The sequence below is a fragment of the Nocardioides sp. YIM B13467 genome (assembly GCF_042788075.1).
Lineage (GTDB): Bacteria > Actinomycetota > Actinomycetes > Propionibacteriales > Nocardioidaceae > Nocardioides.
Map to the genome: position 1 here is coordinate 3,729,729 of NZ_JBHZPJ010000046.1, position 24,788 is coordinate 3,754,516.

The 24,788-nt window shown below is 69.9% G+C and carries 21 protein-coding genes and 3 tRNA genes; 11 read left to right on the forward strand and 13 right to left on the reverse strand.

Going from position 1 to position 24,788, the window contains the following annotated elements:
• The first annotated feature begins 238 nt into the window (after nt 1-238).
• A complete protein-coding gene (locus tag ACFX43_RS25010; RefSeq protein WP_378837138.1) occupies nt 239-3,886 on the forward strand; it encodes an Rne/Rng family ribonuclease in 3,648 nt (1,215 codons plus the stop codon).
• Nucleotides 3,887-3,970: 84 nt separating this feature from the next.
• Here the strand turns inward: ACFX43_RS25010 and ACFX43_RS25015 are convergent, their stop codons facing one another.
• The 5 genes from ACFX43_RS25015 to ACFX43_RS25035 form a co-directional block, all read right to left on the reverse strand.
• A complete protein-coding gene (locus ACFX43_RS25015; RefSeq protein WP_378837146.1) occupies nt 3,971-5,464 on the reverse strand; it encodes a mannitol dehydrogenase family protein in 1,494 nt (497 codons plus the stop codon).
• Nucleotides 5,461-6,297, reverse strand: a complete 837-nt coding sequence (locus ACFX43_RS25020) for a carbohydrate ABC transporter permease (RefSeq protein ID WP_378837151.1) — start codon at nt 6,295-6,297, stop codon at nt 5,461-5,463. Before ACFX43_RS25020 ends, ACFX43_RS25015 begins: the two co-directional genes overlap by 4 nt.
• The gene (locus ACFX43_RS25025) at nt 6,297-7,247 is read right to left on the reverse strand and encodes a carbohydrate ABC transporter permease (protein ID WP_378837157.1); all 951 of its coding nucleotides are present in this window, start codon (nt 7,245-7,247) and stop codon (nt 6,297-6,299) included. The genes ACFX43_RS25020 and ACFX43_RS25025 overlap by 1 nt, the downstream gene beginning before the upstream one ends.
• Entirely contained in the window at nt 7,247-8,623 is a 1,377-nt protein-coding gene (locus ACFX43_RS25030) for an ABC transporter substrate-binding protein (protein ID WP_378837163.1), read from the reverse strand. Before ACFX43_RS25030 ends, ACFX43_RS25025 begins: the two co-directional genes overlap by 1 nt.
• A 109-nt stretch (nt 8,624-8,732) precedes the next feature.
• The gene (locus ACFX43_RS25035; protein WP_378837170.1) at nt 8,733-9,515 is read right to left on the reverse strand and encodes a DeoR/GlpR family DNA-binding transcription regulator; all 783 of its coding nucleotides are present in this window, start codon (nt 9,513-9,515) and stop codon (nt 8,733-8,735) included.
• A gap of 298 nt (nt 9,516-9,813) precedes the next feature.
• Between ACFX43_RS25035 and rplU the strand changes: the two genes are divergently transcribed.
• Nucleotides 9,814-10,116 carry a 50S ribosomal protein L21 gene (gene rplU / locus ACFX43_RS25040; RefSeq protein ID WP_160024636.1) on the forward strand — a complete coding sequence of 101 codons (303 nt, stop codon included), beginning with the start codon at nt 9,814-9,816 and terminating at the stop codon, nt 10,114-10,116.
• Nucleotides 10,117-10,152: 36 nt separating this feature from the next.
• Nucleotides 10,153-10,410: a 50S ribosomal protein L27 gene (rpmA, locus tag ACFX43_RS25045; RefSeq protein WP_141803598.1), complete on the forward strand. Its 258-nt coding sequence runs from the start codon at nt 10,153-10,155 to the stop codon at nt 10,408-10,410.
• A gap of 65 nt (nt 10,411-10,475) precedes the next feature.
• Here the strand turns inward: rpmA and ACFX43_RS25050 are convergent, their stop codons facing one another.
• Entirely contained in the window at nt 10,476-11,330 is an 855-nt protein-coding gene (locus ACFX43_RS25050; protein ID WP_378837176.1) for an LLM class flavin-dependent oxidoreductase, read from the reverse strand.
• Between the two features lie 77 nt (nt 11,331-11,407).
• On the opposite strand from ACFX43_RS25050, the gene obgE reads away from it, so the two are divergent.
• From obgE to ACFX43_RS25070, 4 genes are all read left to right on the forward strand, one after another.
• A complete protein-coding gene (gene obgE, locus ACFX43_RS25055; protein ID WP_378837205.1) occupies nt 11,408-12,958 on the forward strand; it encodes a GTPase ObgE in 1,551 nt (516 codons plus the stop codon).
• Nucleotides 12,959-13,054: 96 nt separating this feature from the next.
• On the forward strand, nt 13,055-14,167 hold the full coding sequence (proB, locus tag ACFX43_RS25060) for a glutamate 5-kinase (protein ID WP_378837210.1): 1,113 nt from the start codon (nt 13,055-13,057) through the stop codon (nt 14,165-14,167).
• Nucleotides 14,168-14,246: 79 nt separating this feature from the next.
• A complete protein-coding gene (locus tag ACFX43_RS25065) occupies nt 14,247-15,221 on the forward strand; it encodes an endonuclease/exonuclease/phosphatase family protein (protein WP_378837218.1) in 975 nt (324 codons plus the stop codon).
• A 29-nt stretch (nt 15,222-15,250) separates the two neighbouring features.
• Nucleotides 15,251-15,832, forward strand: coding sequence for an STM3941 family protein (locus tag ACFX43_RS25070; protein WP_378837222.1), 582 nt, complete (start codon nt 15,251-15,253; stop codon nt 15,830-15,832).
• A gap of 165 nt (nt 15,833-15,997) precedes the next feature.
• Here ACFX43_RS25070 and ACFX43_RS25075 read toward each other — a convergent pair whose 3' ends face one another.
• Nucleotides 15,998-16,537, reverse strand: a complete 540-nt coding sequence (locus ACFX43_RS25075) for a GNAT family N-acetyltransferase (RefSeq protein ID WP_378837229.1) — start codon at nt 16,535-16,537, stop codon at nt 15,998-16,000.
• Between the two features lie 220 nt (nt 16,538-16,757).
• On the opposite strand from ACFX43_RS25075, the gene ACFX43_RS25080 reads away from it, so the two are divergent.
• The 3 genes from ACFX43_RS25080 (at nt 16,758) to hutI (ending at nt 20,588) form a co-directional block, all read left to right on the forward strand.
• Complete coding sequence (locus tag ACFX43_RS25080; protein WP_378837234.1) at nt 16,758-17,984, forward strand: allantoate amidohydrolase; 1,227 nt, start codon at nt 16,758-16,760, stop codon at nt 17,982-17,984.
• Nucleotides 17,981-19,363, forward strand: coding sequence for a formimidoylglutamate deiminase (locus ACFX43_RS25085; protein ID WP_378837238.1), 1,383 nt, complete (start codon nt 17,981-17,983; stop codon nt 19,361-19,363). Before ACFX43_RS25080 ends, ACFX43_RS25085 begins: the two co-directional genes overlap by 4 nt.
• Nucleotides 19,364-19,442: 79 nt before the next feature.
• Nucleotides 19,443-20,588 (forward strand): imidazolonepropionase, encoded by a 1,146-nt coding sequence (hutI, locus tag ACFX43_RS25090; RefSeq protein WP_378837243.1) that lies wholly within the window; start codon nt 19,443-19,445, stop codon nt 20,586-20,588.
• Nucleotide 20,589: 1 nt separating this feature from the next.
• Here hutI and ACFX43_RS25095 read toward each other — a convergent pair whose 3' ends face one another.
• Nucleotides 20,590-21,162, reverse strand: a complete 573-nt coding sequence (locus ACFX43_RS25095) for a helix-turn-helix domain-containing protein (RefSeq protein ID WP_141803670.1) — start codon at nt 21,160-21,162, stop codon at nt 20,590-20,592.
• An 18-nt stretch (nt 21,163-21,180) separates the two neighbouring features.
• Between ACFX43_RS25095 and ACFX43_RS25100 the strand changes: the two genes are divergently transcribed.
• Nucleotides 21,181-21,720: an arsinothricin resistance N-acetyltransferase ArsN1 family B gene (locus ACFX43_RS25100; protein WP_378837248.1), complete on the forward strand. Its 540-nt coding sequence runs from the start codon at nt 21,181-21,183 to the stop codon at nt 21,718-21,720.
• Nucleotides 21,721-21,741: 21 nt separating this feature from the next.
• On the opposite strand, the gene ACFX43_RS25105 is transcribed toward ACFX43_RS25100, so the two are convergent.
• The 5 genes from ACFX43_RS25105 to gltX form a co-directional block, all read right to left on the reverse strand.
• Nucleotides 21,742-21,814, reverse strand: a tRNA-Glu gene (locus tag ACFX43_RS25105).
• 165 nt (nt 21,815-21,979) lie between these two features.
• Nucleotides 21,980-22,052 (reverse strand) — tRNA-Glu (locus ACFX43_RS25110).
• A gap of 63 nt (nt 22,053-22,115) precedes the next feature.
• Nucleotides 22,116-22,187, reverse strand: a tRNA-Gln gene (locus tag ACFX43_RS25115).
• 133 nt (nt 22,188-22,320) lie between these two features.
• Nucleotides 22,321-23,178, reverse strand: coding sequence for a CPBP family intramembrane glutamic endopeptidase (locus tag ACFX43_RS25120; protein WP_378837252.1), 858 nt, complete (start codon nt 23,176-23,178; stop codon nt 22,321-22,323).
• A gap of 100 nt (nt 23,179-23,278) precedes the next feature.
• Nucleotides 23,279-24,769, reverse strand: coding sequence for a glutamate--tRNA ligase (gene gltX, locus ACFX43_RS25125; protein WP_378841126.1), 1,491 nt, complete (start codon nt 24,767-24,769; stop codon nt 23,279-23,281).
• Between the last annotated feature and the right edge of the window lie 19 nt (nt 24,770-24,788).

Sequence of the window (24,788 nt, forward strand, 5' to 3'; positions counted from 1 at the left end):
GACGCAGGCCTAGCAGGTCAGTGAGAGCGACTCGCCCGGGAAGGTCCCGGACGGCCGAGCGACCGCGGCAGGTGACGAACCGCTGCCTGTGACGCACCGCTGCGGAGGATGCCGCCGCCCTGACAAGCTTTGCGCCGCGACGCGGCTGCTACGTGGAAAAAGTTCGATACTGCGCAGCGCCCGTTTCCCGGCACCTGACTATCCGGCACCTGTGAAGGTCCTGGATGAGGAGAACGGCATGGCCGACGAGACCACTGTCGAGAACACCGAGAACGACGCTGAAACAGCGCAGGCTCTGGTGACCGACACCCCCACGACCGACGCGGAAGCGACCGGCGAGACCACTCCCGCGAAGAAGACCGCGGCGAAGAAGACCACGCGAAAGCGCACCACCAAGAAGGCCGCAGCTGCGGCCCCGGCCGAGGCTGTCGAGGCCCCCGCCGAGGAGACCGCCGAGTCTGCTGAGGCAGCCGAGGCCCCCGCCAAGAAGACGGCGGCGAAGAAGACGACCCGGAAGCGTACGACCAAGAAGGCTGCCGCCCCCGTGCCGGCCGAGGTCGAGACCCCCGAGGCCACCACCGCACCGGAGGGCGAGTCCTCCGAGACCCCCGAGGCTCCCGCCGAGACCGTCGAGGCTCCGGCCAAGAAGACGGCGGCGAAGAAGACCGCCGCCAAGCGGACCACCGCGAAGAAGACGGCCGCCAAGAAGGCCGCCGCGCCCGTCGTCGAGCCCGTCGAGACCCCCGCCGAGGAGGCTGCCGACGAGACCCTCGAGGAGACCGAGGCCGAGCAGGCCGGTCCGCCGGCCCCCGCGGTGCTGTTCCAGGCGCCGACCAAGACGACCACCCGCCGGCGTACGCGCAAGACGGCCGAGCCGAAGGCCGTCGCGGAGCCGGTCGAGACGACCGGAGCGAGGTCGAGCGGCGAGCTTGCTCGTCCGCTCGCGCCGAGCGAGGGAGTAATCGCGCGAAGCGCGAAGGCCGCTGTCGAGACGCCCGCCGAGGACGAGCCGGCAGCCAAGCCCGCCATCGAGCCTGCCGCCGAGGCTGCGAAGGAGGAGGCCCCGACCCGGACCCGCAAGCGCAGTTCGCGCGGCGCGGCCCCGGTCGAGGAGAAGGCCGCCGACGAGGAGCCCGAGGCCACCGACACCGAGCCCGAGCCCGAGCCCGAGATCGAGATCGAGTCTGAGAGCGGCAACGAGTCCGACGAGAGCTCGGCCGACGACGGTGAGGGCGGCGGCAACGGCCGTCGTCGCCGCCGCCGTGGCGGCCGCCGTCGTCGCAAGGGTGCCAACGGTGACACCGACGGCTCCGACGCGTCCGACACCGAGGACAGGTCCGAGGACGCCGAGGCCGAGAACGACGACGCCGGCAAGGACGCCGACGCCGACCAGGGCGAGGGCAGCACCTCCTCGCGCCGTCGCCGTCGCCGTCGCCGGGCCGGCGAGGCCTCGGGCGACGCCGCCACCGGGGACGACCCGGAGAACACCGTCACCAAGGTTCGCCAGAGCCGCACCGGTGATGACCAGATCACCGCGCTGGCGGGCTCGACCCGCCTGGAGGCCAAGAAGCAGCGCCGCCGCGAGGGCCGCGAGGCCGGTCGTCGTCGCGCCCCGATCGTGAGCGAGGCCGAGTTCCTGGCCCGCCGCGAGTCGGTCGAGCGGGTCATGGTGATCCGTGAGCGCGAGGACCTCACCCAGATCGCGGTGCTCGAGGACAAGGTGCTCGTCGAGCACTACGTCGCCCGCGAGAGCCAGACCAGCCTGATCGGCAACGTCTACCTGGGCCGTGTCCAGAACGTGCTGCCGAGCATGGAGGCCGCGTTCATCGACATCGGCAAGGGCCGCAACGCGGTGCTCTACGCCGGTGAGGTCAACTGGGCCTCGCTCGGCTGGAAGGAGGGCCAGCCCCGCAAGATCGAGTCGGTGCTGACCTCCGGCCAGAAGGTGCTCGTCCAGGTGACGAAGGACCCGATCGGCCACAAGGGCGCCCGCCTGACCTCGCAGATCTCGCTGGCCGGCCGCTTCCTGGTCTACGTGCCCGACGGCACCACCTCCGGCATCTCCCGCAAGCTGCCCGACACCGAGCGCAACCGCCTCAAGACCCTCCTGAAGGAGATCGTCCCCGACACGGCCGGCGTGATCGTACGCACCGCTGCTGAGGGCGCTGCCGAGGACGAGCTCACGCGTGACGTCGAGCGGCTCAAGGCGCGCTGGGAGGACATCGAGAAGAAGGCCAACGGCAACGCCCCGCAGCTGCTCTACGGCGAGCCCGACCTGACCCTCAAGGTCGTGCGCGACCTGTTCACCGAGGACTTCGCCAAGCTGGTCATCTCCGGCGACTCGTCGTGGGAGACCGTCAAGGACTACGTCCAGTCGGTGGCCCCCGACCTCGAGGAGCGCGTGGAGAAGTACGACGGTGAGGCCGACGCCTTCGCCGCGTACCGGATCGACGAGCAGATCGCGAAGGGCCTGGACCGCAAGGTCTGGCTGCCCTCGGGTGGCTCGCTGATCATCGACCGCACCGAGGCGATGACCGTCGTCGACGTCAACACCGGCAAGTTCACCGGCTCCGGGGGCAACCTGGAGGAGACGGTCACCAAGAACAACCTCGAGGCGGCCGAGGAGATCGTGCGCCAGCTCCGGCTGCGCGACATCGGCGGCATCATCGTCGTCGACTTCATCGACATGGTCCTCGAGTCCAACCGTGACCTGGTGCTTCGTCGCCTGGTCGAGTGCCTGGGCCGCGACCGGACCCGTCACCAGGTCGCCGAGGTCACCTCGCTGGGTCTGGTGCAGATGACCCGTAAGCGGATCGGCACCGGCCTGCTCGAGGCCTTCTCCGAGAACTGCGACGCCTGTGGCGGCCGTGGCCTGGTGATCCACGAGCACCCGGTCGAGGCCGGCAAGTCCTCCGGTGTCGCCCCCGACGAGCCGCGTTCGCGCCGTCGCGGTGGTCGCGGTGGCCGCGGCAAGGGCAAGGACGAGGCCGGCTTCGAGCAGCGCGCCGAGCCCGCGGAGGAGTCCGCCAAGACGCCCACGCCCGCCGAGTTCGCCGCCATGGCCGGACAGAGCGACGGCGTGGAGAAGACCGACGAGCCGGCTGCCCAGGTCGTCGAGCCCGTCGAGACCCCCGCTGAGCCCGCCGAGGCTCCCAAGGTCACGACCCGCACCCGTTCGCGTCGGTCCAAGGCGTCGGCCCCGGTGGCCGAGCCGGTCGAGACCCCTGCTGAGTCCCCGGTGGCCGAGCCCGTCGAGGCCGCGTCCGAGCCGGCGGCGGTCGAGGCTCCGAAGGTCACGACCCGCACCCGCTCGCGCCGGTCCAAGGCGTCGGCCCCGGTGACCGAGCCGGTCGAGACGCCCGCCGAGACCCCGGCCGCCGAGACTCCGGCCGAGCCGAAGACCCCGGCCGAGCCGGAGGCCCCGAAGGTCACCACGCGTACGCGCACCCGTCGTGCCGCCACCACCGGCCGTCCGGTCCTGGCCGCCGTCGTCGGCAGCTCGACCGCGTCGAAGCCGGAGCCGGCGCCGTCCGAGCCGGTTGTGTCCGAGCCGGTTGCGATCGAGCCGGTCGCCGAGGAGGAGCCCGCTCCCGTGGCCCCGGCCGTCGAGCCCGAGGCGACCGAGCCCGAGTCGAAGCCGGAGCCGATCGTGGCCGAGCCGGTTGCGGCCGAGCCGGTCGACTCCAAGCCCAAGGTGGTCACCCGGCAGCGCCGCGGCGCCCGCCGCGAGGTCGTGAGCACCGGTGAGGGCGCGGTGATGACCGCGACCAAGTCCGAGGCGCCGGTCGTCAGCAACGGCGCCGCCTCGACCCCGGCGCCGAAGGTCGTGACCCGCACCCGCGGTGGCGCCAGCCGAAACACCGCGCAGTCCGAGACGAGCGAGTAACCGCCCGAAGGGCGGACGACAGCTGATCCAGCGACGACGCCCCGGTATCCGCGAGAGCGGGCACCGGGGCGTCGTGCTGTCTGCTCAGTCCTCCCAGATCTCGAGAGTCTTCCGCGCGCCGACCGCGTGCAACGACGCCAGCGCCTCGGCGTACGGCTCGGTGAACTCAGGGGAGTCGACGAGGTCGCCGAAGAGGTCGGGGTCGCGGAGGAAGGCGAGCGGGTCCTCGCGCTGCGCGATCGCGCGGGCCGTCACGTCGGCCCGGCGCCGGTCGACGATGTCGATCGGCGCGCCCTGCTCGTCGACGCCCTCGGCGTAGCGGGCCCAGGAGGCGACGACGAGCGCCGATCGGCGGACGGATCCTCCCGAGGCGAGCTGGGCCGAGATGACGGGTACGAGCCACTTGGGGATCCGGTCGGAGCTCTCCGCGCACAGCCGCGCCAGGGTGTCGCGGATGTAGGGGTTGGCGAAGCGGGAGATCAGCTCCTGCTGGTAGCCCGGCAGGTCCACCCCAGGCACCTGCGGCAGGGTCGGGGTGCCCTCCTGCGACATGTAGCCGAGCAGGAAGTCGACGAACAGCGGGTCCGTGCAGACCTCGTGGGCGTAGCGGTAGCCGGACAGATAGCCGAGGTAGCACAGCGCCTGGTGGCTGGCGTTGAGGAGCCGCAGCTTCATCAGCTCGTACGGCTCGACATCGGGCACCATCTCGACCCCGGCCAGCTCGAACGGCGGCCGTCCCTGGGGGAAGCGATCCTCGAGCACCCACTGGGAGAACGGCTCGCTGACCACCGGCCAGGCGTCCCCGATCCCGAACCGCCAGCCGACCTCCTCGACGTCGGCGTCGGTGGTGGCCGGGGTGATCCGGTCCACCATCGAGCTCGGGAAGGCCACCTCGGACCCGATCCAGTCGCCCAGGGCCGGGTCGCGCAGGGACGCGAACGCCGACAGCATCGCCCGGGCGACCTCCCCGTTGCCAGCGATGTTGTCGCACGACATGACCGTGAACGGAGCCACCCCGGCGGCACGACGGCGCGCCAGCGCCTCCACGACATACCCGAATGCCGTGGTCGGCACGGCACCTGGCTTCAGGTCCGCCTGGATGGCGGGGTCGGAGGCGTCGAAGCCGCCGGTCGCCTGGTTGACGTGATAGCCGCCCTCGGTGATGGTCAGCGACACGATCCGGATCCGCGGGTCGGCGAGGAGCTCCAGCACGTCCGCGGGGGAGTCGGGCGCGAAGAGGTAGTCGATGATCGAGCCGATCACCCGCCCCCGCACGCTCCCGTCCGGCGCCCGCTCGACGAGGGTGTAGAGATGGTCCTGCACGGCGAGAGCATCCCGCATGCGTACGTCCTGGGGCATCAGCCCCACCCCGACGATGCCCCAGTCGCGGACGCCCGATGCGAGCAGGTCGTCGACGTAGCGCGCCTGGTGGGCGCGGTGGAAGCCACCGACCCCGAGATGCACGATCCCGGGGGTGACGGCGGTCCGGTCGTAGGCAGGGACCGCAACGGCCGCCGAGAGCTCGCCGAGCCGGGCTGTCGTGAGTCGCGGGTAGGTCACTTGATGGTGCTCGCTCACTTGACCGCCCCGAGGGAGAGTCCCTGCACCAGCTTGTCCTGAGCCGCGAACCCGGCGATGAGCACGGGCAGCGAGATCAGCGTCGCCCCGGCGGCCAGCTCGGCGAGGTAGGCGTGCTCGGTCTGGATCAGGGTGTTCACGTAGACCGGTCCGGTCTGCGCGGCGACGCTGGTGAGCACCTTGGCGTAGAGCTGCTCGTTCCAGGCGAAGATGAAGCAGATCAGCGAGGTGGCCGCGACGCCGGGCATGGCGATCGGGGCCACGATGCGGGTCAGGATGCGGAACGTGCCGGCGCCGTCGATCGAGGCCGCCTCGATGATCGCGGGCGGCACCTCGACCAGGAACGAGCGCATCATCCAGACCGCGATCGGCAGGTTCATCGCGGTGTAGATCAGGATCAGGACGATCACGTTGTCGGGCATGTTGATGACCTTCGTCGTGAACAGGTAGAGCGGCAGGATGCCCGCGACCATCGGCAGCATCTTGGTCGAGAGGAAGAAGAACATCACGTCCGACCACTTCTTCACCGGCCTGATCGCCAGGGCGTACGCGGCGGGGATGGCCAGGGCGAGCACGAGCAGCGTCGAGATCACGCTGGTGATCACGGAGTTGATCAGTGCCGGGGTGATCGGGTTCGCGGAGGTGAACAGGCCGGTGTAGTTGTCCAGCGTCAGCGGCGCACCCCAGCTGGGCGGGTACGTCTGGGCGTCCTGCGGTGCGTGCAGCGAGGTCAGGACCATGTAGAGGATCGGGATCACGAAGATGATGCCGATCAGCCAGGCTGCTAGCGGGATGGCGATCTTCGCCACCCGTTGCCGGTTCCAGGTGTTCATCAGCTCTCCTCCTCGAGCAGGGACGACACCACGCGCAGCGCGAAGGTCGCGATGATCAGTGAGCCGATGACCACGACGACGCCCAGCGCGGAGGCGACCCCGTAGTCCTTGGCCGAGTAGAACGTCTCGTAGACGGCGTAGGGGATGTTGGTGGAGTTCAGCCCACCGGTCATACCCAGGACCGAGTCGAAGTTCTGGACGATGAAGATCGTGCCGAGCACGATCGAGAGCTCGAGGTAGCGGCGTACGTGGGGGAGCGTCATGTGCACGAAGGTCTGCCACCCGTTGCAGCCGTCGATGCTCGCCGCCTCCAGCACCTCGGGGTCCTGCGACTGCAGGCCGGCGAGCAGGATCAGCATCATGAACGGCGTCCACTGCCAGATCAGCTCGATCTCGATGGCGAGCTTCGGATGGTCGGTGAGGAACGCGATGTCCTGGGCACCTGGCACCCCGAGCTGACCGAGCACACCGTCGACCAAGCCGAACCCGGTCATCAGGATGCCGTTGCCCCAGAAGACCGCGGCCGCGATCGGCACGATCAGGAACGGCGCGATCATCATCGTGCGGACCAGACCGCGGCCGATGAAGGCGTGGTTGAGCAGCAGCGCGATCCCGAGGGCGAGCACGGCGCTGACCCCGACGACGACCACCGTCATCTCGATCGTGTTCAGGACGGCCGTACGGTAGGCCGGCGTCGTGAACACGGTCTTGAAGTTGTCGAAGCCGGCGAAGCTGCGCCCCGGCGCGTCGGGCTGAGCGCTCCAGTTCATGAACGACATCACCAGTGTCGCCACGAACGGCAGCTGCGTCACCACGATCAGGAAGACCAGTGCGGGCAGCAGCGGCGCGCGAAGCTTCCAGGACTCCCGGCCCCATTTCCTGTACGCCGCGGGCGGCCGGGTCGCCGTCGGCTCGGTCGTTTCGCGGAGTGGTGCGGTCACGGTGGCCATCACTGCTTCTCCTTCTGGACGTCGCCGTACGCCTGGGCGAGCGACTGACAGCGGTCGAGTGCCGCGTCGGTGGTCTTCGAGCCCGAGATGGCGCTGCTGAGCTGTTTGGCGCACTCGGTGCCGAAGTCGGTGAAGCTCGGAACCCCGACGAACTGGATGCCGTTGTAGGGCCGCTTCTGGACGCCGGGGTTGTCGGCCTGGGCGTTCTTGATCGCATTCATGGTGGGGGTCGCGAAGGAGCCGGCCACCTCGAGGTAATCGGGGTCCTCATAGGTCGAGGCCCGCTTGCCCGCGGGAACGTTGGTCGGCCCGCCGGTGTCGTTCTCGGTGTCGGCCATCACCAGCTGCTCGTACTCCTTGCTGGAGGCCCAGGCGACGAACTTCTTGGCGTCCTCCTGGTGCCGAGACGCCTTCTGGATCGCCCAGGCCCACGTGTAGAGCCAGCCGGCGTTCTCGGTCTGGTCGTGCGGGGCGGCGACGTAGCCGACCTTGCCCTTGACCGGCGACTCCTCGGCCTCCAGCGACCCGGCACCGGAGGTGGCGTCGTACCACATCGCGACCTTGCCCTGCTGCATGGCGTTGAGGCACTGCGGGAAGCTGAAGGTCGCGGCGCCGGCCTCGCCGTGCTCGCGGACCAGGTCCACGTAGAAGTTGGCCGCCTTCTTGAAGCCGCCCTTGTTGACCTGGGCGTTCCAGTCCTCGTCGAACCAGGTGCCGCCCATGGTGTTGACCACCGTCGTGATCGAGGCGAGGTTGTCGCCCCAGCCGGCCAGGCCACGCAGGCAGATGCCGCGCATGTCCGCCTCGGCCTCGTCCATCTGGGCGGCGAAGCCGGCGACCTGCTCCCAGGTCGGGTTGGCCGGCATCTCGATGCCGTGCTTCTCGAACAGGTCCTTGCGGTACATCAGGAACGAGGACTCGCCGTAGAAGGGCTGGCCGTAGACCTTGCCGTTGGCCGAGAGCGCCTCGGTCATGGGCGGCAGGATGTCGTCCTGGTCGAACTCCGGGTCGTTCGCGATGCTCTCCATGTCCGAGATCCAGCCGGCCTCGGCGTAGTAGGGGATCTCGAAGTTGGACAGCGTCGCCACGTCATAGATCCCGGACTGGTTGGCGAACTCGGTGCTCGCGGTGTCGCGCATGTCCTGCTCGACCTTGACCACGAAGTTCACCTCGATCCCGGTCTCCTCGGTGAAGTGCTCCGCGGTGAGCTCCTGGAGCTCGAGCATCTGGGGGTTGTTGACCATCAGCACCGTGATGCTGTGCTCACCCGCGCTCGTCCCGCCGGCGCCCAGTCCGCCGGTCCCGCATGCCGTCAACAACACGGTGGTCAATGAGAGCGCTGTCAGCGCTGCGGAGGTCCGTCTCCGTACCCGCATCGATCTGCCTCCTCGCAGTGTGACTGTCGTCACGGACCACGATGGCGTAATTCTCGCCGGACCCCCTAGCCCGGTCGCTGCGCCCGAAGCGCCCGGTTGCTGCCCGTTCTCAGGCCCGTACGACCCGCGGTCCGAGCGCCGAGAACCGGCGGGCCTCGGAGGCCGACAGCTCGGTGCCGGTGATGAGCAGCTCGAAGTCGCGTACGCCCGCGAAACGGCACAGACTGGAGGCCCCGAACTTGGTGTGGGCGCCGAAGAAGATCCGCCGCCTCGATCGTTCGATGGCGGTGCGCTTGACCGCGGCCACCGACGGGTCCTGGGTGGTCAGGCCCTGCTCGCGGGAGATCCCGTTGGCGCCGATGTAGGCCAGGTCGATCACCAGGTCGGCGAGCATCCGGGTCGCCCACTGGTCGACGACGCCTCGGGTGATGGTGCGGACCCGCCCGCCCAGGATGATCACGGTGAGGTCCGGGTCCGCGGAGAGACGGGTGGCCACCGGGAGCGAGGGGGTGATGATCGTCGCGGGCCCCTGGCCGAGGAGCTCCTCGGCGAGGAACTGCGGCATCGTGCCCTCGTCGATGTAGATCGTCTCCGCGCCGTGCCGGTGCTGGAGAGCGGCGCGAGCGATCCGGTGCTTCTCGTCGACGTCACGGCCCGCGCGGAACTCGAGGGAGGTCTCGAAGCTGCCGCTCTCCAGGGCGACCGCGCCACCGTAGACCCGCTCCACGACGCCGCGGTCGGCGAGCACCTTGAGGTCGCGCCGGATCGTCTCGACGCTCACCCCGAGATCGGGCGCGAGATCGGTCACCGACACCCGGCCGGTCGTGCGTGCGCGCGCCAGGATCTCCTCCTGCCGGGCCTGGTTCGCGAGCGACGGTTCGGTCGACGTCATGGGCGCCATCATGCCCGGAATCGTGCCCGGTTCGTAGGGGTTGCCGCCGAACCGGGCGCCCGGTTGGTGCGATCGGGGCCCTCTGGGGCACCATGTCGCAGGCATCCATCGCGACCCTGTCAGGTAGACGGTGTCGCGGCGTTTTGCGGCTACCTCGCCGCGTACGTAAGATTGAATCTCGGCGTGCGCAGTGCGCCGTTCCTGCAGGCATCTGCTGGCACCTATCGCTTCGGGGTCCGGTCTGCCTTGCCGCGGGTCGACACAAGACTTTGAGTTCGGAGCAATGAAGGAGACCGCGGTGTACGCGATCGTGAAGGCTGGCAGCAAGCAGCAGAAGGTCGTTGTCGGCGACGTCATCGAGATCGACCGCCTCGACGGTGAGAACGGCTCGGCCGTCTCGCTGCCCGTGGTCCTCCTGGTCGACGGCGAGAACGTGACCTCGACCGGCCTCGACAAGGCTTCGGTTGCTGCTGAGATCGTCGGTGCCTCCAAGGGCCCGAAGATCATCATCCAGAAGTACAAGAACAAGACCGGCTACAAGAAGCGCCAGGGTCACCGTCAGAAGTACACCCAGGTCAAGGTCACCGCGATCAACGCCTGATTCCGGCGTTCTAGAGACACTTAAAGGACTGAGAAGATGGCACACAAGAAGGGTGCGGCAAGCACCAAGAACGGTCGCGACTCCAACGCTCAGCGCCTCGGCGTGAAGCGCTTCGGCGGCCAGGTCGTCAGCGCCGGCGAGATCATCGTCCGCCAGCGTGGCACTCACTTCCACCCCGGCACCAACGTCGGCCGTGGCGGCGACGACACCCTGTTCGCCCTGCAGCCGGGCGCGGTCGAGTTCGGCAAGCGCCGCGGCCGCCGCGTGATCAACATCGTTCCGGCTGACGCCTGATTCGATAGCACTTCTGCGAAAGGGCGCTCCCCGCTGGGGGAGCGCCCTTTCGGGTTTTGGTCGTCTCAGAGCTCCGTCGCGCGCTGTGCGATCGCCTCGAAGGTGTCCCACGGGACCTCCCAGCGGGTCCCGGCACGCGGCCAGTGGATCGCGATGTCGGTGATCCCGATCTCGGCGTAGGAGCCGGCGAGGTCCTCGAACGCGTCGGCCGACTCGGTCCACGGCTCGTCGGTGAAGCCGGACATGAAGAGCTTCGGCATGGCGTCGTAGTCCCGGCCGGCCTTCTCGCAGGCCGTACGGAGCATCTCGAGCCGCTGGGCGACGTACGCCTTCGGGTCGTCGCTCTGTGGATTGGCGATCCACCCGTCGCCGACCTCGGCGGCGAGCCGGATCCCGCGCGGGCCGTTGCCGGCCAGCCACAGCGGGGTGCGGGGCTGCTGCACCTGGCCGGGGGAGACGGTGACCTCGTGGGTCTGCCAGTGCTCACCGTCGATCGTCACCGGCGAGTCGCGCAGCAGCTGGTCGACGGTGCGGGTCCACTCCGCGAACCGGTCCGCGCGCTCGCGAGGCGTGAACTCCCGCCCGAGCACGTCCCCGTCGGAGGTGTGGTCGTCGCCGCCCGCACCGATGCCGATCGTCACCCGCCCACCGGAGATCCGGTCGAGGCTACGGATCGCCGCGGCGGTCGGGATCGGCGTACGGAAGTTCGGGGTGGTCACCAGCGTGCCCAGCCGGATCGTGGAGGTCAGGGCGGCCGCGGCCGCCATCGACGTGAACGCCTCCTCCCACGGGCTGTGCCCGCGCCAGGCCAGGTGGTCATAGACCCACGCCGTCTCGAACCCGAGCTGCTCGGCCTGCACCCAACGCTCGCCCATCGTCGGCCAGTCCTCGATCGGCCACATCACTGTTCCCACACGCATGCGCACAGTCTGCACCCGAGGCCGCGACGCGTCGCGCGGATAACAGGTGTGGGGCGTGCCGTCGGTAGGCTGGAGCCATGGCTGTACCCACCTTCGTCGACCGCGTCACCCTCCACGTCGAGGCCGGTCGCGGCGGACACGGGGTGGCGTCGGTTCACCGCGAGAAGTTCAAGCCGCTCGGCGGTCCCGACGGCGGCAACGGCGGCCCGGGCGGATCGATCATCCTGCGCGTCGACCCTGACGTGACCACCCTGATCGACTACCACCACAGTCCCAAGCGCAAGGCCCCCAACGGCGGCCAGGGCGCCGGTGACCACAAGAACGGCGCCCACGGTGAGGACATGGTGCTTCCGGTCCCCGACGGCACCGTGGTGACCGACATGAACGGCAACGTCCTGGCCGACCTGGTCGGCCCGGGCTCCGAGCTGGTCATCGCCGAGGGCGGCCGTGGCGGGCTCGGCAACGCGGCACTGGCCTCCTCCAAGCGCAAGGCCCCCGGCTTCGCGCTCCTCGGTGAGCCGGGCGAGGCCCGAGAGATCGGGCTGGAGCTCAAGGTCGTCGCCGACATCGGCCTGGTCGGGTTCCCGAGCGCCGGCAAGTCGTCCCTGATCGCGGCGATCTCGCGCGCCAGGCCGAAGATCGCCGACTACCCGTTCACGACCCTGGTGCCCAACCTCGGCGTCGTGAAGGGCGGCGAGATCACGTTCACCGTCGCCGACGTACCGGGCCTGATCGAGGGTGCCGCCGACGGTCGCGGCCTCGGCCACGAGTTCCTGCGCCACATCGAGCGCTGTGCCGCGCTCGTCCACGTCATCGACACTGCGAGCATCGAGCCGGGCCGCAACCCGATCGACGACCTCGACGTCATCGAGAACGAGCTCTCCCGCCACGGCGGCCTCGAGGACCGGCCCCGGCTGGTCGCGTTGAACAAGGTCGACGTCCCCGACGGCCGCGAGATCGCCGAGATGACCATCGGCGAGTTCGAGAAGCGCGGGATGAAGGTCTTCGAGATCTCCGCGGCCTCCGGCGAAGGCACCCAGCAGCTGATCTACGCGATGGCCGAGCTGGTCGCCGCCTCCCGCAAGGACGTCCCCGTGGTTCCGCCGACCCGGATCGTGCTGCGCCCCGAGGGTGCCGAGGGCAAGAACGGCTTCACGGTCAAGGTGTCGAAGAACGGCGAATACCTCGTCCGTGGCCCGCAGCCCGAGCGCTGGGTGCGCCAGACCGACTTCGAGAACGAGGAGGCCGTCGGCTACCTCGCCGACCGCCTCAACCGGCTCGGCGTCGAGATGCGCCTGGTCGAGCTCGGCGCCCAGGAGGGCGACACCGTCATCATCGGCGACCCGGCGAACGCGGTCGTCTTCGACTTCCGCCCCTCGATCGAGACCGGCGCAGAGATGCTCGGCCGCCGCGGCGAGGACCAGCGCTTCTACGAGGAGCGCCCCGCTGCCGCCCGGCGACGCGAGATCGACGCCGGGATGGAGACCAAGGAAGAGTACGAGGCCCGCGCCGACGTCGCCCGCCGGCTGCGCGACGGGGCCGGGCCGGTGGCGTACGAGATCGGCGGGGACGAGGATCCGGACGCGGACTGGGCCGAGGACGACCCGTCGGCGGAGTCGGGACGGTAGCGCCCGCTCGACCAGCGGAAACGTGCGGTTCGACCGGTGCGGGCGCAGGTAGGATCCGGCGCAGCGGAGAGTAAGGCTGACGTACGAGGGGGATCGGTGCAGCGCGAGGTCGTGACCGGGGCACGCCGGATCGTGGTCAAGGTCGGGTCGTCCTCGCTGACGACTGCCGCAGGAGGCATCGACCCGGCCCGTCTCAGCGGGCTCGTGGACGTACTCGCCAAGACGCGGGCCGCCGGACAGGAGGTCGTCCTGGTCTCCTCGGGGGCGATCGCGGCAGGGCTGTCGCCGTTGGGGTTGGCCAAGCGTCCGCGGGCGCTGGCCAAGCAGCAGGCGGCGGCGAGCGTGGGGCAGGGGCTGCTCGTTCACCGCTACACCGACGAGCTCGCCCGGCACGGCATCATCGCAGGTCAGGTGCTGCTCACGGTCGATGACCTGAACCGGCGGGCCCACTATCGCAATGCCGACGCGACGCTGTCGAAGCTGCTCGACCTGGGTGTGCTCCCGATCGTCAACGAGAACGACACCGTGGCCACCTCCGAGATCCGGTTCGGCGACAACGACCGGCTCGCGGCGCTGGTGGCCCACTTGGTCAAGGCCGACCTGCTGGTGCTGCTCAGCGACGTCGACGCGCTCTACGACGCGCCGCCCTCCCAGCCTGGCTCGGAGCGGATCGACGAGGTCGCCTCGCTTGCCGACCTCGCCGGGGTGACCATCGGCAAGGCGGGCGCCGCCGGCGTGGGCACCGGTGGCATGGTGACCAAGCTGGAGGCCGCCCGGATCGCTGTCGACGACGGTGTCCCGGTCGTGCTGACCTCGGCCGCTCAGGCAGAGTCCGCGCTCGCGGGCGAGCCGGTCGGCACCCTGTTCCATGCCGTCGGCAAGCGGCGCCCGGCGCGGCTGCTGTGGCTCCAGCACGCCACCGAGCCGGTCGGCTCGATCACCGTCGACGCCGGTGCGGTCGCCGCGATCAGTCGCCGCGGTGCCTCGTTGCTCGCCGCGGGGGTCACCGGCTCCTCCGGGGCGTTCCATGCCGGTGACCCGGTCGACGTCATCGACCCGTCGGGCGTGGCCGTCGCGCGCGGCCTGGTGAACTATGACGCCGACGAGATCCCGCGGCTGGCCGGACGTTCCTCCGGCTATCTCGAGGCCAATCTGGGCGCTGCGTACGCTCGGGAGGTCATCCACCGCGACGACCTGGTGGTGCTGTGAGCGAGCGCCGGCGAGCGAACCAGATGATCAACACGGGGCCGGCGCCGTACTCTGGCGCTTGCGCTACGGCGGTGGCCCCGTGAGCAGAGCCCGGTGGGTGCCCCTGGCGCTGGCATGGGGAGTGCTGGTCCTCTGTGGCCTGCCTGCGCTGGCGATCACGTTCTCCCGGGCGCTGGCGAGCACGGACCTGCGTGCGGTGCGCCTGGCCGCGTTCGCGCCCTTCGGCGTCGGGTTGTACGCCCTGTGTCTGGTCGCGGTCCTGGTGCTGGTCTGGCTGGCCACTGGTCCCGGGCGGGTCCGGCTCGCGGTCGTCGCCGGGGTCGTCGCGCTGTTGCTGGCGGTGCACCTGGCCTGGCAGGCGCCGCTCTACGCGGGATCCCGCGCGACCAGTGCCGGCGAGCCGCTGACCGTGATGACCACCAACCTTCTCGAGGGCAAGGGCGACACCGACGCCGTGGTCGAGGCGGTGCGCGCGCACAAGGTCAACGTGCTCGCGATCCAGGAGATCACCCCGGAGGCGTTCGCGAAGCTGTCGAGGACGCTGCGCGACCAGCTGCCCTACCGGATCGGCGAAGCCGCCCCCGGCACCATGGGCACGATGATCTTCGCCGACCAGCCGATCACCAAGTCGCGCCGGATCGAGACGGCGATGGGGTCGTGGGTCGCCGACGTGGGGGAGCGGCGGGTCGTCGTCGCGCATCCGGCGCCGCCCACGCTCGCATCCTGGCCGGCCGAGCAGGAACTGATGATCGAGGAAGCGGCCGCGGAGAAGCCCGACCTCGTCCTGGGCGACCTGAACGCCTCGCTCGACCACCACACCGTCCGGCGGCTGCTCGACGACGCAGACCTGCAGGACGCGGCCCGGGCCAGCAACGCCGGATGGCAGCCCACCTGGCCGACCGAGGGGTTCGCCGGCGTACCTCTTCCGCCTTCGACCGCGATCGACCACGTCCTGATCGGGGATGACCTCGTCGCGCTGGCGACGAAGACGGTCGAGGTGCCGGGCTCCGACCACCTGGCGCTGGTCGCCTACCTCGGTACTCCCGAGGAGTGACCGCTCGGCCGTTCCGCTAGTTTGTGCGGATGCGTGAATCGGGTTCCCCTGCCTGGCAGGAGTGGGAGCAGGAGCTCGCCAGAAACGGGCGGGTGGAACTCAAGGTAGGCAGGCGCCAAACCTGGCTGCTCTTGCTCGGGGCGATCGGATTCACGGTCATTGGCCTCGTGATAGCTCTGAACGCGACCGCACTTGACGAACAGCTGGCTGGGTGGATGAGCGTTGCGTTCTTCGGAGTCATCGGCATTCCGTTGTTCGTGGTGCAGCTCCTGCGGACGATTGCGATCGTTGTCGATGAGACGGGCATACATCCGGTGCCCGGAAGGCTCCACGGCAGTCTGATCCGCTGGCCGGAGTTGGTGCCGTGGTCAGAGATCCGGCACGCGTCGGTGTTCGAGATGGCCAGTACGAAGGTCGTGATCCTGCATGTCACCGAGGCGTTCGAAGCAGAGTATCTGGCTCAACTCGGCCCCCTGGCGAGGAGGATGATGGCCGCACAACGGCGGTTGCGAGCTGGGCCGAGCCTGGCATTGCCAGGGCCGCTCCAGGCCGGCGCCGAGAACGTCGCGGCATGGATAGTGCATGGTGCCTCCCGCCGGTCGGCGGGATAGGCGATGGTTCCCACCGCTGTCGACGCGTCATCACTGCGGAGACCCGGTTCCGGTCAAGCCAGAGTCGGTCTCGCTAGGGGTGGGCAGGTGACGGGTCCAGGGCATGTCGGCCGACGACCTCGCTGACGCCGGACTGCGAACGGCCAACATGTTCGAGAACGACGACTAACCGCCGCGGCGGTGACCGAACCATTGCTCCGCGCCGAAGGCCTCGAATCGCTCCACCTCGACGAACCCGAGCCTGCGGGCCAGGCGTAGGGAGCGTTCGTTGGCCACCTGGGTGGTGAGCACGACCGGCTCGCCCGGGAGCGTGGCCTCGATCCAGCCGAGGGCCGCCCGGGTCGCTTCGGTCGCGATGCCCGCGCCCCACGATGTCGGAAGAAACTCGTAGCCGAGCTCGACCTCGTCGCCGTCCTCGCGTACGTGGTGCGCCCACGCCCGGTCGCGGCGCTGGATCGTGATCCTTCCGATGAACTCGCCCGCGTGCTCGACGGCGAAGATTCCGGGCCTGGTGTTCGGATCCTCGGGGATCAGCTGCTCCAGCTCTTCTCGGGTGTGCTGCGGGCCGCCGAGGTACGCCTGCACGGTCTCGTCCGAGAGGAGGCTGGCCAGTCCTGGTCTGTCTTCGGGCTTGGTGTGCCGGAGGATCAGGCGCTCGGTGACGATCGGGTCTGGGGGCCAGGGGACGTCGCCGAGGGGTTTCATGCTCGTGGACGGTAGCTGGGTTCGGGGTTGGTCAGGGGCTTTTGGTCGTACGTGGGTGGTGGTTCAGTTTTGTCGCGTGCTGTGCTTCTTGGTTGGGGTGGGCCGCCGACCCGTTCTTTGAGGGTCTTCTCGATCTGGTCCGGCGTCAAGGACGCCCTTCGGGCGCCGGCTTCGCCGGCCGCTTCGCGGTCCTGGACTCCGGACCAGATCGAGAAAAGATTTGGCTGGCTATCGGGGCGGCNAGCTGCTCCGTGAGATCGCCGAGATCGGCCGCGACCCCGTTCGCGGCGGCTACTCCCGGCATGTCTACGAGCCGGCAGAGCTGGAGCTGCGCGAGTGGTTCCGGCGTACGTCCGCAGACCTCGGGCTCGAGGTCGAGACCGACCGCAACGGCAACATCTGGGCCCATTGGGGCCGCGGGGACGGGGCGATCGCGATCGGCTCCCACCTCGACTCGGTGCCGGGCGGGGGCGCCTACGACGGCCCGCTCGGGGTCGCCTCCTCCCTGGCCGCGGTCTCGGCGCTGATGGAGGAGGGCTACGTGCCTGCTCGGCCGGTGACGATCGCGGCGTTCGGCGAGGAGGAGGGCTCACGGTTCGGCATCGCGTGCCTGGGCTCGAAGCTGATGACCGGTGCGCTTCCCGGCGCGACGGTGGCCGCGCTCACCGACGAAGCCGGGGTGACGTACGCCGGGGCCTGCCGGGCCGACGGGATCGACCCGGCCGGGCTCGGCCGCGACGAAGAGCGGCTGGCGAGCCTGGCGGCGTTCGTCGAGCTCCACGTGGAGCAGGGGATCGGGCTCGCCGATCTGGACGCTCCGGTCGCGGTGGCCTCCTCGATCCTGGCTCATGGCCGCTGGAAGCTGGTCTTCTCCGGTGAGGGCAACCACGCCGGCGCGACCCGGATGCGCGACCGGCGCGACCCGGTCGCCGCGATGGCTGCCGCGGTCCTGGCCGCCCAGCGCATCGCGTCGGCCCATGACGGTGCCGACGCCGCCCGGGCCACGATCGGCCGCCTCACCCCGATCCCGGGCGGCACCAACGTCATCGCCTCCCGGGTGGATGCCTGGCTCGACGTACGCGGCGACACCGACCCGCAGACCCGAGCCCTTCTCGAGGAGATCCTGACGGCCTCCCACGCCTCCGCGGAGGAGCACGGCTGCACCCTGGAGGTGACCGAGGAGTCCTACGTCTCCACCGTCCACTTCGATGCTGACCTGCAGCAACGCCTGGTCGGCGCGCTCGGCGGGGTTCCGGTGCTCGCCACCGGCGCCGGCCACGACGCCGGCATCCTCGCCGCCGAGATCCCCACCGCGATGCTCTTCACCCGCAACCCCACCGGCGTCTCCCACTCCCCCTACGAGACCGCCACCGACGAGGACTGCCGCGCCGGCGCGAGGGCGCTGACCGAGGTCGTCCGGCTGCTGGCGAGCGAGCCCCGCGGATGACCCGGATACATGCCGAGCGGGCGCTGGTCGAGGGCCGCGAGCTCATCGATGTCGTGATCGAGGTGTCCGACGGCCGGATCACCGCGATCACCCCGGGCGGGAGCACCGAGGCCGCCGACCTCCGCCTCGGCACCGTGCTCGCCGGCTCCGGCAACGCCCACTCCCACGCGTTCCACCGCGCACTGCGCGGCCGGACGCACGACCAGGGTGGTGACTTCTGGCGCTGGCGCGAGCAGATGTACGCCGTCGCCGACCGCCTCGCTCCCGAATCCTACGAGCGCCTGGCCGAGGCCGTCTTCGCCGAGATGCTGGTGACCGGCTGGACCACCGTCGCGGAGTTCCACTACGTCCACCACCGCCCCGACGGGACGCCCTACGAGGACCCCAACGCGTTCGGGACCGCACTCACCAGGGCCGCGAGCACCGTCGGCATCCGGCTGACCCTCCTCGACACGCTCTACCTGACCAGCGCCCCGGGCAATCCGCTCCTCCCCGAGCAGCGCCGCTTCGGCGACGGCTCGGCAGAAGGGTGGCTGGGTCGCTGGCACGACCTCCGAGCGGGGTGCGGCATTTTCCCGCCATGGCGGGAAAATGCGTGCGCCAGCGCGCCGGAGACCGAGCAGAACCCCGCCATGGCGGGAATTTGCCCGATCACGATCGGCGCAGCGATTCATTCGGTGCGAGCCGCCTCGCCCGATGACATCGCTCATGTCGCCGCTCACCTCCCACCCGATGTGCCCCTGCACATCCATCTCTCCGAACAGCCCGCGGAGAACGAGCAGTCGCTCGCGACGTACGGGCGGACGCCCACGCAGGTCCTCGCCGACGCCGGCGCCCTCTCCCCGCGCACGTGGCTGGTCCACGCCACACACCTGACCGACGCCGACATCGCCCTCATCGCCGAGAGCGGCGCCGGGGTGGTGATGTGCCCGACCACCGAGGCCGACCTCGGCGACGGCATCGGACCCGCCCGCGACCTGGCCGACGCAGGAGTACGCATCGCGCTCGGCTCCGACCAGAACGCCGTCATCGACCCCTGGCTGGAGGTGCGCGGCCTGGAGGCCGGCGAGCGGCTCCGCAGCCGGCAGCGCGGACGCTTCTCCCCCGCCGACCTCGAGACCGCCCGCGCCGGCTCCGGCTACGCCGCCTCCGGCCTCCCGGGCGGCCTCCGGATCGGAGCCTGCGCCGACCTGGTGGAGGTCGACCCCGATTCGGTACGCACCGCCGGAGCCGCCCTCGACCAGCTCGCCCTGGTGGCGACCGCCACCGACGTACGTCGCGTCGTGGTCGGCGGGCGCCTGGTGGCCGAGGACGGCCGCCTGGCGGACGGTCGCGACCCGGCTGTCATGTTCACAGAAGCCTTGAAGGAGCTCGGATGAGCGAGCGTCAGCGAGCGACCAGTCGGCCTTTCATCGGGCCGCGTCCGTATTCTGGCGCTTGCGCGACGGAGGTGGCCCGATGAGCCTGTTGCTGACCAACATCGGCGAGCTGACCACCCACACCGAGGAGCACGGCACCCTCCACGACGCCGCCGTGGTGATCGAGGAGGGCCGCATCGCGTGGATCGGCCCCGCCGACCGCGCCCCGGCCGCCGACACGGCGGATGACCTCGACGGTCGCGCGGTGCTCCCGGGCTGGGTCGACTCCCACACCCACCTGGTCTCGATGGGCGACCGCGCCGAGGAGTTCATCGACCGGATGGCCGGCCGACCCTACGAGGCCGGCGGGATCATGCGTACCGTCGAAGCCACCCGAGCCGCCACCGACGACGACCTCCGCGCCCGGGCGCGCTGGCTGCGGGAGGAGGCGTACCGCGGCGGCACCACGACGATCGAGGCCAAGACCGGCTACGGCCTCGACCTCGAGACCGAGCAACGGCTGGCGCGGATCAGCGCCGAGCACGCCGAGGTGGTCACCTACCTCGGCGCTCACGTCGTCCCCGCGGGCGTGGACCGTCGCGCCTACATCGACCTCGTGACCGGCCCGATGCTCGCCGCCGTCGCGCCCTATGCGACCTACATCGACGTCTTCTGCGAGCAGGGCGCCTTCGACGTCGAGGAGTCCCGCGAGATCCTCGAGGCGGGCCGCGCCGCCGGCCTCGGCATCAAGCTCCACGGCAACCAGCTCGGCGAGTCCGGCGGCGTCCGGCTGGCCGTCGAGATGGGCGCGAGGAGCGTCGACCACTGCAACCACCTGAGCCCGACGGACGTCGATGCGCTCGCCGGGTCGGACACCGTGGCCACGCTCCTTCCCGCCTGCGACCTCTCCACCCGCGAGCCCTTCCCCCCGGCGCGCGAGCTGGTCGACGCCGGCGTCACGATCGCGATCGCGTCCAACTGCAACCCCGGCTCGTCCTTCACGACCTCGATGGGGTTCTGCGTCGCCACCGCCGTCCTCCAGCAGCGCCTGACCTTCGAGGAGGCCCTCTGGGCGGCGACGGTCGGCGGCGCCACCGCGCTCGGCCTCGACGACTCGGCGGGACGGATCAGCGAAGGCGGCCGCGCCGATCTGCAGGCGCTCGACGCCCCCTCCGCCAAGCATCTGGCCTACCGGCCCGGGGTTCCCCTCACCCACAAGGTCTGGAGCAGCGGCAACCCGGTCTGACTCACCCGCGCCGCTTGCCGATCACGACCAGGTAGCGGCAGGGCTCGTCGGTCGGGTTGACGAAGACGCAGTCGGCGGGCGGCCCCAGTTGCAGGCAGTCACCCGCGTCGAGCTCGTGGACGAGGTCACCCTCGACGAACCGCAGGTGCCCCGAGAGTACCCAGATCTGCTGCTCCTTGAAGTGGTACGCCGAGGCGGGCGAGGCCACCGACGCACCGGCCGGGAACTCCACCTCGACCAGCTCCAGGATCCCGCGCGCGGGCGGCGAGACGGCGCGGCGTACGTAGCCGGTCTCGGGGTCCGTCCACTCGGTCTGCTCCGAGCGCCGGGCCACGCGCACGGCATCCCCCTCGGCCCGCGCGATCAGCTCCGACAGGGTCAGCTCCAGCGCCCCGGAGAGCCGGGTGAGCAGGACCGCCGTCGGCTGTGCCTCGCCCCGCTCGATCTTCGAGATCATCGCCCGGGAGACCCCTGACGCCTCCGCGAGCCCCGCGACGGTCATCCCGAGCGACTCCCGCGCCGACCTGATGTTGGACGCCAGGGCCTCACCGAACTTGTCACTATCGTCAGCCACGTGACTACTATAGGAGACATGCCTCCTGCCTGGACCATCCGCCACGCGACGCCGGCGGATGCCGCCGCCTGCGCGGCGATCTACGAGCCGTACGTCCGTGACACCGTCATCTCCTTCGAGACCGAGCCGCCGACGGCCGAGGAGATGGCGCGTCGCATCGAGTCGTCCCTTGCCGAGCATGCCTGGCTGGTGCTGGAGACCGAGGGCGAGGCCGGGCCGGAGGTGCTCGGCTATGCGTACGCCACCCAGCACCGCACCCGCGCCGCCTACCGCTGGGCCTGCGACGTGTCCATCTACCTCGACCGGGACCGGCGTGGCAACGGCGCCGGCAAGGCCCTGTACGCAGCCCTCTTCCCATACCTGAAGGAGCGAGGCTTCCGTCGCGCGCTCGCCGGGATCGCCATCCCGAACGAGGCCAGCCTCGGGATCCACCGCTCGTTCGGCTTCACCGAGGTGGGGACGTACAGAGGGATCGGCTGGAAGTTCGACGCCTGGCACGACGTCACCTGGATGCAGCTCGACTTGGACCCGGAGAACCAAGAAGCCCCGAGTCTGTGACTCGGGGCTTCCCGTGCGTTGTACCCCCGACCGGATTTGAACCGGCGTTACCGCCGTGAGAGGGCGACGTCCTAGGCCGCTAGACGACGGGGGCTTGCACCTCCTGCGATGACCTTTCGGCCTCGCGGGCAGGAGAAACATTACCGGATGACCTGGCGATCCCCCACATCGGGAGCCCCTCCAGCAACAGTCACAACCACACCCACAGCAGAAATGGCGAAGAGCCCCGAGTCAGTGACTCGGGGCTCTTCCTGCGTTGTACCCCCGACCGGATTTGAACCGGCGTTACCGCCGTGAGAGGGCGACGTCCTAGGCCGCTAGACGACGGGGGCTTGCAGCGGGTGAAACCTTAGCGAACCGCTTCGGTCACTCCCAAATCCTCCGGAGAGGATCCGCTGGGCTACTAGGACTCGAACCTAGAATAACTGGACCAGAACCAGTCGTGTTGCCAATTACACCATAGCCCATCGTCTTGGTTGACTTAGCCTGAGAGGCCGCCAACAAGAGCGATCCGGCCCTCGGGATTTCTCCCTCGAACCGAGAGGAAACATTACCGGCGAGGGCCCCAGGCTACGAAATCGGCACGCCCGCTGGGCCCGATCACGGGCTCTTCGTCGTGGTCGAGAGGCCGGCTGACCGCGCAGCCCACACGGTGAGCGCCAGGAAGACACCCGACTGGACCAGGGTGACCGGGATCCGCCACCACGAACCCTCGCTGGTGTTGAGCACCGTCGAGATGTCGCCGAAGGCCACGGCCATTCCGAGGCTGACGAAGTTGTTGAGGACATGCATCGCGATGCCTGCCTCGATGCCCCCGGTGGCGATGACGCAGATGCCGGCGACGATGCCGAAGGCGAACCGGTCCAGGAAGAGCGGCAGATCCTGGGACCCGTGGGCGAACGCGAACAGCAGCGCGGTGATCGTCACCGAGACCGTCCGGGCGCCCAGCATCCCGCCGAAGAGCGATCCGAAGGTCTGGAAGATGTAGCCGCGGAAGAGGTATTCCTCCCCCGCCGCCTGCAGCGGGGTGAGGAGCACGATCACGAGCACAAAGTCGCGCATCGTGCTCGTCCAGGGGTTGAGGGTGCTGGCGCCGAGATCCTCTCCCGGGATCGGCAGCCGGGAGGCGATGACGACGGTGACCACCATCGTGATCGCCGCGATCCCGAGGCACTGCAGCAGCCATCGCCAGCGGATCCGTCGTTCCACCGAGGCCAGCCACCCCGGTCGCAGCCCGTGCAGCGCCCAGCACAGCAGCATGGCCGCCGGGATCGCTCCGGCCAGAGACAGCAGCAGGAACGCCAATGACTCCGGCGTGACGTTCTCCACGTCGGCCACACGGACCATCCCGTTGGAGACGTCGTCGCCGGCGAGGACGAAGAAGACCTCGAACGCGGCCAGCACCACCGCCGGCGAGACGAAGAAGACACACAGTCCGATCAGGATGAGTCCGATCAAGGGTCGCCCCCAGCCACTGCGCCCGCTTCGCTGTACCTGGTAGTACGCCAATCCCGAGGGCGGCTCCACGACCGTGCTCATCCTGCCCGTCCCGCCACGCTCAGCTCCTCCCGAGAACCGCCTTCAGGCGCCCCAGCGTACGCTCCCGACCGAGCAGCTCCATGGATTCGAACAGTGGCGGGCTGATCCGCTTGCCCGTCACCGCGACCCGCACCGGGCCGTAGGCCTTGCGCGGCTTGAGCCCGAGACCGTCGATCAGGGCCGCAGTCAACGCGTCCTGGATCTCGGCCGTCGACCACGCGTGGAGCCCCACGAGCGCGTCGTACGAAGCCCGGACGACACCCAGGCCCTCCTCGTCGAGCAGCTTGGCGGCGTCCTCCTTGTCGAGCGCGAAGTCGGCCTCAGGGACGAAGAGGAAGCGCAGCATGTCGGAGGCCTCGCCCAGCTTGTTGATCCGCTCGGCGACCAGCGGCATCGCGGCCTCGAGCATCTGCGCGTCGGCATCGTTGACCGGGTCGCTGATGATCCCGTCGGCCTTGAGGTAGGGAATCACCCGGTGGGTGATCTCCTCGACGGGCAGCAGCCGCATGTGGGAGGCGTTGATCGCCTCCGCCTTCTTGATGTCGAAGCGGGCCGGGTTCTTGACCACGTCGTGGATCTCGAAGGCCTCGACCATCTCCTCCATGGTGAAGATGTCGCGGTCGGCCGCGATCGCCCAGCCGAGCAGCGCCACGTAGTTGAGAAGCCCCTCGGGCAGGAACCCCTCCTCGCGGTACTTCAGCGCGTGCGCCTCCGGGTCGCGCTTGGAGAGCTTCTTGTTGCCCTGGCCCATGACGTACGGCAGGTGGCCGAACTCCGGTGCACGCTCGGCCAGGCCGACCTCGACGAACGCGTCGAAGAGCGCGATCTGCCGGGGGGTCGAGGACAGCAGGTCCTCGCCGCGGAAGACGTGGGTGATGTTCATGGTGGCGTCGTCGACCGGCGCGGTGAGCGTGTAGAGCGGGTCGCCGTTGGCACGCGCGAGCGCGTAGTCGGGGACGTGCTTGGTCTCGAAGGTCACCTCACCGCGGACGAGGTCGTTGAAGGTGATCGATCCGTCGGGCATGCGGAACCGCGGGACCGAGGAACGGCCCTCGGCCTCGTACGCCTTGATCTGGTCCTCGCTCAGGTCACGGCAGTGGTTGTCGTACCCCTGGGCCGGGGCCTCGCCCTTGATCCCCTCGGCCTTCGCGGCCTTATAGGCGGCCAGGCGCTGCTCGTAGCGGGCGGTGGTCTCCTCGCCGGTGCAGTAGCACTCGTAGACGTGGGAGGAGGCGCGCAGCCGGCCGAGCGCGTCGGCGTAGATCTCCGAGCGCTCCGACTGGCGGTAGGGGCCGTAGGGGCCGCCGACCTCGACGCCCTCGTCCCAGTCGAGGCCGAGCCAGCGCATCAGGTCGATGAGCCCGTCGTAGGACTCCTGGGTGTTGCGCGCCTTGTCGGTGTCCTCGATGCGGAAGACGAAGGTGCCGCCGTGGTGGCGGGCGAAGGCCCAGTTGAACAGGGCGGTACGGACCAGGCCGACGTGGGGCGAGCCGGTCGGCGAAGGTGCCATCCGGACGCGGTAGTCCTTC